The sequence below is a fragment of the Streptomyces sp. NPDC029014 genome (genome assembly GCF_055564695.1).
Genome location: NZ_JBVHVT010000086.1, coordinates 30,285 through 38,156, shown reverse-complemented (window position 1 = coordinate 38,156; position 7,872 = coordinate 30,285). Strand labels below are relative to the sequence as shown.

General features: G+C 75.4%; 8 protein-coding genes and 1 pseudogene. 5 read left to right on the top strand and 4 right to left on the bottom strand.

Annotated elements, in window-relative coordinates:
* The 3 genes from ACZ4VL_RS33380 to ACZ4VL_RS33370 form a co-directional block, all read right to left on the bottom strand.
* Window positions 1-427, bottom strand: a 427-nt coding sequence (locus ACZ4VL_RS33380) for an FAD-dependent oxidoreductase (protein ID WP_468207618.1), incomplete at its 3' end; no start/stop codon positions are given.
* A gap of 179 nt (window positions 428-606) precedes the next feature.
* A complete protein-coding gene (locus ACZ4VL_RS33375; RefSeq protein WP_468207616.1) occupies window positions 607-1,509 on the bottom strand; it encodes a TIGR01777 family oxidoreductase in 903 nt (300 codons plus the stop codon).
* Window positions 1,510-1,631: 122 nt separating this feature from the next.
* A complete protein-coding gene (locus ACZ4VL_RS33370; RefSeq protein ID WP_468207613.1) occupies window positions 1,632-2,297 on the bottom strand; it encodes a VIT1/CCC1 transporter family protein in 666 nt (221 codons plus the stop codon).
* Between ACZ4VL_RS33370 and ACZ4VL_RS33365 the strand changes: the two are divergent.
* The 3 genes and pseudogenes from ACZ4VL_RS33365 to ACZ4VL_RS33355 all read left to right on the top strand — a co-directional run.
* A pseudogene (locus tag ACZ4VL_RS33365) lies at window positions 2,296-3,120 on the top strand (PP2C family protein-serine/threonine phosphatase); the annotation flags it as partial. The gene ACZ4VL_RS33370 and the pseudogene ACZ4VL_RS33365 overlap by 2 nt on opposite strands.
* A gap of 21 nt (window positions 3,121-3,141) precedes the next feature.
* On the top strand, window positions 3,142-3,996 hold the full coding sequence (locus ACZ4VL_RS33360) for a PP2C family protein-serine/threonine phosphatase (protein ID WP_468207630.1): 855 nt from the start codon (window positions 3,142-3,144) through the stop codon (window positions 3,994-3,996).
* Window positions 3,997-4,057: 61 nt separating this feature from the next.
* Window positions 4,058-4,945 (top strand): nuclease, encoded by an 888-nt coding sequence (locus ACZ4VL_RS33355; protein ID WP_468207611.1) that lies wholly within the window; start codon window positions 4,058-4,060, stop codon window positions 4,943-4,945.
* A 111-nt stretch (window positions 4,946-5,056) separates the two neighbouring features.
* On the opposite strand, the gene ACZ4VL_RS33350 is transcribed toward ACZ4VL_RS33355, so the two are convergent.
* The gene (locus tag ACZ4VL_RS33350; RefSeq protein ID WP_468207608.1) at window positions 5,057-5,314 is read right to left on the bottom strand and encodes a hypothetical protein; all 258 of its coding nucleotides are present in this window, start codon (window positions 5,312-5,314) and stop codon (window positions 5,057-5,059) included.
* A gap of 107 nt (window positions 5,315-5,421) precedes the next feature.
* On the opposite strand from ACZ4VL_RS33350, the gene ACZ4VL_RS33345 reads away from it, so the two are divergent.
* Window positions 5,422-5,793, top strand: a complete 372-nt coding sequence (locus ACZ4VL_RS33345) for an ArsC/Spx/MgsR family protein (RefSeq protein ID WP_468207605.1) — start codon at window positions 5,422-5,424, stop codon at window positions 5,791-5,793.
* A gap of 180 nt (window positions 5,794-5,973) precedes the next feature.
* Complete coding sequence (gene pdxR, locus ACZ4VL_RS33340) at window positions 5,974-7,395, top strand: MocR-like pyridoxine biosynthesis transcription factor PdxR (RefSeq protein ID WP_468207602.1); 1,422 nt, start codon at window positions 5,974-5,976, stop codon at window positions 7,393-7,395.
* Window positions 7,396-7,872 lie beyond the last annotated feature (477 nt).

The window sequence follows — 7,872 nt, the reverse complement described above, 5'->3', positions numbered from 1 at the left end:
CAACCTTCTTCCGGGTGGTGCGCGAGAGAGAAAGAGGGGGAAGTGGGAGGGGGGGGGGGAGGAACAGGGCTGGGCGGAGGCACTCCCCCCCCCCCCCCCGCCCCGCCCCCCCCCCCCCCCCCCGCAACTGCCGGCCGTCGGTGTGGACGAGCACCCCGGGTGCGAAGGGCCGCAGGACCAGACCGGCCAGGCCGGGGGTCCGGTCGAGCTCCGTGTACGAGGTGTTGAGGAGCTGGCCGACCCGGTCGAGCCGGAAGCCGTCGGTCTGCTCGGTGGCCATCCGGCCGCCGGGGTCCTCTGCCGCCTCCAGGACGGTGACGGTGACCCCTGCCGCGATCAGGTGCTGTGCCGCCGCGAGTCCTGAGACCCCGGCTCCTACGATGACGACGTCCGCATGCTGTGCGGTGCGGTGCGAGCTGCTGAGCACGTGCCCCTCCCCGAGGTCGGCGCGGCTGTGTGGGGATCCTCCTTCCCCCAACGAGCTTCGGGGGAACCCCCGTTGGGTGCGGTATTGCGGTCGGATCCGGTCGCATTGCGGTCGCATCCGGGTCACGAACGGTCGCACGGGGTCCGGCCGCGGGCGGTGGGCCGGGGCGCCGGGAGGGGTCAGGGCTCGGAGCGGGAGAGGGCGGCGCGGAGTGCGTCTTCGATGTGCGGGTGACGGAAGGTGAAGCCCGACTCCAACAACCGGGAGGGCCGGGCCCGCTGACTGCCCAGCACGTCCTGGGAGAGCTCCCCGAGGACGAGCCGCAGCACCGGCGCCGGCACCGCCAGCAGCGTCGGGCGGTGCAGGACGCGGCCCATCGCGGCGGTGACCTCGCGGTTGGTCGGCGGTTCGGGGGCGGTCAGATTGACCGGGCCGGACAGCTGCGGGTTGATGACGAGGTGCCGCAGGGCCGCGATCTCGTCGTAGAGGGAGATGAACGGCCAGAACTGGCGGCCGTCGCCCAGCCTCCCGCCGATCCCGGCCCGGAAGACCGGGAACATCCGCCCCCACGCACCGCCCTTGCCGGAGACCACCAGTCCGGTACGGGCGAGCACCGTCCGCACCCCGGCCTCCCGGGCCGGGGCGGCGGCCGCCTCCCACTCCACGCACACCTCCGGCAGGAACCCGCGGCCCGCCGGGGCCGTCTCGTCGACGGTGCGGTCGCCGGCGTCGCCGTAGTAGCCGACGGCGGAGCCGCTGACGAACACCCCCGGCGGCTCGTCCATCGCGGCCACCGCCCGCGCCACCGCGGCGGTGCCGTCCACCCGGCTGTCCCGGATCTCCTTCTTGTACGCCGCCGTCCAGCGGTGGTCGCCGATCCCCGCCCCGGCCAGGTGGACCACGGCCGCGCAGCCGGCGAGCCCGGCCGGATCGACGTACCCGCGGCGGGGGTCCCACCTCGCCTCGTCGGGCGCGGCCGGCTCCCGCCGCACGAAGCGGACCACGTCGTGACCGTCGGCCCGCAGGGACCGTACGAGGGCGCTGCCGATGAGACCGGTCGACCCGGTGACCGCGATACGCATGACGCCCATGATGCCGGTGCGAAGGCCCCGGACGGTGGGGAACCGCCCGGCGGGACCGGTCAGGTCTCAGAGCTCAGGTCTCAGGCCTCAGGCCTCAGGTCTCAGGCCTCAGGCCTCAGGTCTCAGGCCGTGCCGATCCAGGTGCCCACCGAGTACGTGACCGCCATCGCCAGGGCACCGCCCGTCACGTTGCGCAGCACCGCGCGCCCGGCCGGGGCCCCGCCCAGCCGGGCACTGGTCACCCCGCACAGCACCAGCGCCGCCACCACTGCCGCCACCGTGACCGGGACCCGCTGCGACGGCCCCGGCAGCAGGATCGCCAGCAGCGGCAGCAGGGCCCCCACCGTGAACGCGGCCAGGCTGGCGAACGCCGCATGCCAGGGATTGGCCAGTTCGTCCGGGTTGATACCGAGCTCCACCCGGGCGTGGGCCCGCAACGCGTCCCGCGCCGTCAGCTGCTCCGCCGCCTCCCGGGCCACCTCGGCGCTCAGACCGCGGGCGGCCAGCAGCTGCGTCAGCTCGTCGAGCTCCGCCTCCGGCTCCTGCACCAGCTCCCGGCGCTCCTGGTCCAGCGCCGCCCGCTCGGAGTCCCGCTGCGAGCTGACCGACACGTACTCCCCCGCCGCCATCGACAACGCCCCCGCCAGCAGGCCGGCCACCCCCGCCGCCAGGATCTCCGGGCGCGAGGTCGTCGACCCGGCCACGCCCACCACCAGGCCGGCGGTGGAGATGATCCCGTCGTTCGCGCCGAGCACCCCGGCCCGCAGCCAGTTCAGCCGGGTGCTCATGCCCGCGCCGTGCGCCTGGTCACCGTGCGGGGGCGTCGGAGTCGTATCCGTCACGGGACCACTGTCCGTGCCGGGGCGCCCGGCGGCCACCCGGCGCATCGAGCGACGGACCGCCCGGGGTGCGCGGCCCGGACCCCCGTACCAGGGTGGAGGGGTGAGAGGGCTGAGACGCCGACGCCGCCAGGAGCCGGGCTGGCTGCGCGGGGCACCGCCGCCGCGCTGGGCCCGCCTCGCACCCGTGGTGGCGCTGGTGGTGCTGGTGCTCGCGCAGCGGCTCACCCCCGGCGACATCGAGCTGGGCTTCTTCCTGGCGGGCCTGCCCCCGGTGGCCGCGTTCGCGTACGGGGCCGCCGGCACCGCCGTCTTCGCCGGGCTGGTGCTGACGCTGCTCGGGCTGCCGTGGACCGGCATCGCGAACCCGCGCGGCACCGACCTGGCCACGGTGGCCGCCGTCGGGCTGCTCAGCGTCGTGATCGCCTGGGTCCGACGGCGGCGCGACACCCAGCTGGTCAACGTGCGCACCGTCGCGGAGGCCGCCCAGCTCGCCGTCCTGCCGCCGGTACCGGAACGGGTCGGCCCGGTGCGCTGCGCCGGCCTGTACCGGGCGGCGCAGCACGGCACCCTGGTCGGCGGCGACCTGTACGACGTACGGGCCGGGCCCTACGGGGTGCGGGCCCTGGTCGGGGACGTGCAGGGGCACGGTCTCGCCGCGGTCGGCACGGTCGCGGCGCTGCTCGGCGCCTTCCGCGAGGGGGTCCTGGACGACCCGGAGCTCACGGAGGTCGCGGCTCGGCTGGACCGCAGGCTGCAGGCGGACGCAGCAGCACCGGAGGCGGGCTCGGGGATGGGTTCGGGGCCGGGGACCGGGACCGGGGCCGGAGAGGGGAAGGGGAAGGGGAAGGGAACGGGAACGGGGAAGGGCTCAGGCTCAGGGTCGAGATCAGGCTCGTTGGGCGCGCTGGGCCTGATCGGGCCGGGGGCGGCCGGCTCGGCGGGGGCGCGGCTGGATCGGGCGGAGGCGCAGGGATCGGCGGGCTCGGCTGAGGCGCCGGGCTCCCCGGGGCCGCAGGGGTCACCGGGATCACAGAGGGCACCGGGCCCGCACGGGCCGCCGGGCTCACCGGACGCGTCGGGCTCATCGGACGCGTCGGGTTCATCGGACGCGTCGGGTTCATCGGACGCGTCGGGTTCATCGGACGCGTCGGGCAAGCCGGCCCTGGGCGGCTCGGCGGAGGCGGCGTTCGAGCTCGGGCATCCGGAGCTGTTCGCCACGGCCCTGCTCCTGGAGTTCCCGCCCGGCCTGGACCTCGTACGGATCGTGTCGTGCGGGCACCCGCCCGCGCTGCTGCTGCGCGGGCCCGGGGTGTCGGAGGTGGCCGTGGAGCCGGGTCCGCCGCTGGGGCTCGGGCTCACCGCCCCGGAGGACACCGCGGTGACGGGCGTCCCGCTGCTGCCCGGCGACCGGCTGCTCGCCTACACCGACGGGGTCACGGAGGCCCGCGACGGGTCGGGGTTCTTCTACCCCCTGGCCACCCGCGTCCCCGTCGTGGCGACCCCCGCGCCGGCGGACCCGGCCGGGCTGGTCGGCGCGCTGTGGCAGGACCTGGTGGACTTCACCGGGGGCGGACCCGGCGACGACGTGGCCCTGCTGGTCCTGTCGCTCGAACGGCGGTCGCAGCCGGACGGGCAGCCTCCCTAGATTCGCCGGGGCACGCACCGTACGTGACCGTTCCGCCCCCCGACCGCCGTGGGAAGCCGCCATGTCCATGCTGCTGATCCGAGGAACGTTCAAGGTGTCCGGCGGCGCCCGCCCGGACGGCGACACCCTCCCGTTCATCCCGGACGACGTGGCCGAATGGAAGCTCGTACCGGGCTGCCGGCAGATCCTGCCCGCCGCGGACGGCCGCGCCCCCGTACGGCTGGAGGCCGTCGACGCCCTGGAGACCCACTACGGCACCGGCGAGCAGGAGCGGCACCAGCCGCTCAAGTTCGCCCACCGTGCCGCGGACGAGCTGCTGACCTGGCTCGGCTTCACGCACGTCCAGCGCCACGACGACGAAACCGTCACGACCGTCCCCGAACAGGTCCCCGGCTACGTCCTCACCCGCGGCACCGACGTCCACGGCCGCTGCGTCGCCCTCGTCGGCCGCCGCGTCCCGCCTGCGTACAGCGGCTACTGGATCGACGTCGACGAGAAGCGGCTGCAGAAGACCGCCAACCACCACCTCGTGGCCTCCGGCCTCGCCTACCCCACCTTCTACACCGGCCTCCCCGGTTTCCTGCGCGACGCCCTCGCCGCCGCGGCCCAGGCGGCACGGGCGGCCACCACCCCCGAGAAGCGGGGGCTGTGGGCCGAGGACGTCACCCTCACCGGGGCGAAGATCACCGGCATGTCCTCCCTCACCGCGTACAACGGCGCGGTGATCCTCCCGAAGCTGTTCCGCCGCCTGAAGGACTACCTGGAGCTCAACCCGGCGGACCCGTCGCTGACCTGCTTCCCGGCCTTCCTGGCAGGGGCTGCGGACACCTACCGCATCCCGCAGCGGCCGAAGCCGATCACCGGGCTGCAACACATCGTGGAGATCAGCGACGGACACACGGTGCGGATGACGCACCACGCGGAGGAGATCGTCTTCGAGGAGAAGTGAGCGAGGAGGCGACACCGCTGCCGGGACGGCCGGTGGACCCTGCCGGAGTGGTCCGTTCCGGCAGGATCCGACGGGCGAGGGGGTCAGCGCGCGTCGGTCAGCTCGCGGGGGTCAGCCCGCGTTGCTCACGATGTACGCGCGCACCAGCCTGCACGTCGTGTTCGACGGCCGGTGGATCCCCGTCCGCACGGCCATCGTGCGGATCTTGCGGTTGGTGGCGCGCCGGGCGTCGTACGTGCCCGAGTCGAGCAGGGATATCGCCAGCCGCATCGCCTTCAGCCGGCGGTTGTGGCTCTCGTACCACTCCCGGGGGAGCCCCGCGGGCAGCGCCTTCTTCTTGACGGGCCGAAGCGTCTTGGCAGTGGCCATCTACAGCCTCCCAAACGGTAGTTGGCGTCCTGTCGTACTCCCTCGATTTTACCGGGGGGCACTGACAGAAGCCCCTGGCCAGACGGGCTCTGGCTAGGCTGGGCACCATGGAGATCTGGATCAATCCCGCCTGCTCGAAGTGCCGGAGCGCGCTGACGCTGCTCGACGCGGAAGGCGCCGAGTACACGGTGCGCCGCTACCTGGAGGACGTACCGTCCGAGGCCGAGATCCGCGCGGTACTGGACCGGCTCGGCCTGGAGCCCTGGGACATCACCCGCACCTCGGACCCCCTCGCGAAGGAGACCGGCGTACGCGACGTCCCGCGCGCGGAGACCGACGAGGCCAGGTCCCGCTGGATCGCCCACCTGGCCGCCCACCCGAAGCTCATCCAGCGCCCCATCATCACGGCCGACGACGGCACGGCCGTGGTCGCCCGCACGGACGAAGCCGTCCGCGAGGCCCTGTCGCGGCGCGGCTGAGGGGCAGGCCCGGGCGGCGGCTGGGCTGGCGGCGACAGAGCCGCCGGCCGGCCCGGCCGCCGGGCCGCTGGCCGGGTCGCCAGCCGGGTCGCCGGGCCGCTGGCCGGGTCGCCGGGACGCCGGCCGGGTCGCCGGCTGGTGTCAACGTCCGCGCGCGGGCCCCCGCTTACGCTCCCCCGTATGACGTCCGACGACACCGACACCGCCCCCGGCCCCGGCCCGGGCGGCGGCGCCGACCTGCATCTGGAGCTCCCTCCGCGCGGCGCCCGCCGCACCGCCCTCGCCCAGGCCCTCCGCGAAGCCGTCCGCAGCGGCCGGCTCGCGGGCGGGACCCGGCTGCCGCCCTACCGGGCCCTGGCCGCCGACCTCGGGCTGGCCCGCAACGCCGTCGCCGACGCGTACGCCGAACTCGTCGCCGAGGGCTGGTTCACCGCCCGGCAGGGCTCCGGCACCAGGGTCGCCGAGGGGGCGGCCACCGCCGCCGCACCGACCGCCCCGGCCGCGCCCGCCCCCGCGAGTCCCCGTCACGACCTGCTCCAGGGCAAGCCCGACCCCGCCGCCTTCCCCCGGGGCGCCTGGTCCACCAGCGCCCGGCGGGCCCTGGCCCAGGCCCCCACCGAGGCCTTCGGGCCGGGGGACCCGCAGGGACGGCCGGAGCTGCGGAGGGCGCTGGCTGCGTACCTGTCCCGGGCGCGGGGCGTGCGTACCGGCCCGGAGAACATCGTCGTCTGCTCCGGCTTCGCGAACGGCCTGCGCCTCCTCGCGTCGCTGCGGCCCCGCGACTGGGCCGTGGAGGAGTACGGGCTCCCCTTCCACCACGGCATCCTCGACGCCGCCGGGGTGCGCCCGCATCCCGTCCCGGTGGACGAGGACGGCGCGCGCACCGACCTCGTACCTGCGCGGGCCCGCACCCTGCTCCTCACCCCCGCCCACCAGTTCCCGACGGGCGCCCGGCTGCTGCCGGGGCGGCGGGCGGCGGCCGTGGAGTGGGCCCGCGCCACGGGCGGGCTGATCGTGGAGGACGACTACGACGGAGAGTTCCGCTACGACCGCAAGCCGGTCGGCGCCGTCCAGGGCCTGGGTCCCGGGCACGTGGTCTACGCAGGCTCCCTCAGCAAGTCCCTGTCCCCCGCGATCCGACTCGGCTGGCTGGTCCTACCGGACGACCTGGTCGGGCAGGTCCTCACGGCGAAGGGGCAACGGGAGTCCTGGGCCAGCGCCCTGGACCAGCTGGCGCTGGCCGACTTCATCGAATGCGGCGCGTACGACCGCCACATCCGGCGCATGCGCCAGCGCTACCGCGCCCGCCGCGACCGGCTCGCCGAAACCCTGGCCTCCCGCGTCCCGCAGGCCCCGGTGACCGGCATCTCGGCCGGGCTCCACGTGGTGGTCGACCTCCCGCCGGGGACGGAGGCCGCCGCCCTGGCGGCGGCCCGCGCCGCGGGCCTCTCCCTGGACGGCCTCTCCTCCTACCACCACCCGGCGGCCCCGACCCCGCCCCGCGAAGGCCTGGTGATCGGCTACGCCGCACCCCCGGAGGCGGCGTTCGGCAGAGCGGTGGAGGCGCTGGTGGGGGTGGTACGGGGGACGGTGGAGGGGTGAGGGGGCGGGGTCGGAGGGGGCGGCGGGGGAGGCCGGCCGGGAGCCGCGGTGAGCGGGATGCCCGCACCCGGGGTCGGCGGAGCATCCGGGGGCTTCCCGGCAGCCCATTGTCCTTCCGGTGCGGGCCGGCCCGTCAAGGGCGCTCCTTCGTCGCGTCGCTTCGCGATGTCGCTACGCTCCACCCCTGACAGACCGACCCACCCCGGAATGCCAAAGAGCTGCCGAGAAGCCCCCGAAGAATGGCCAGGGGGCACAAGAGGCAGAAGCGGCCCTCGCCAGAGCAGCAGGCCCCGGCTCCGCCTTGCGGCATCCCCCTTCCCCGGGAGCGCCAGTTCCCAGCCCTCGCCGGGCACGCGGGCACCAAAACCGGCTCCCCAAGCCCGCATCCGAGCCCCGCGGGGGCGGATGGGCACCCAACCAGCCAGAAATGTTGACGACAAGCCCATCCAGCCCCCGCCAACGCCCCAGATCGCTACG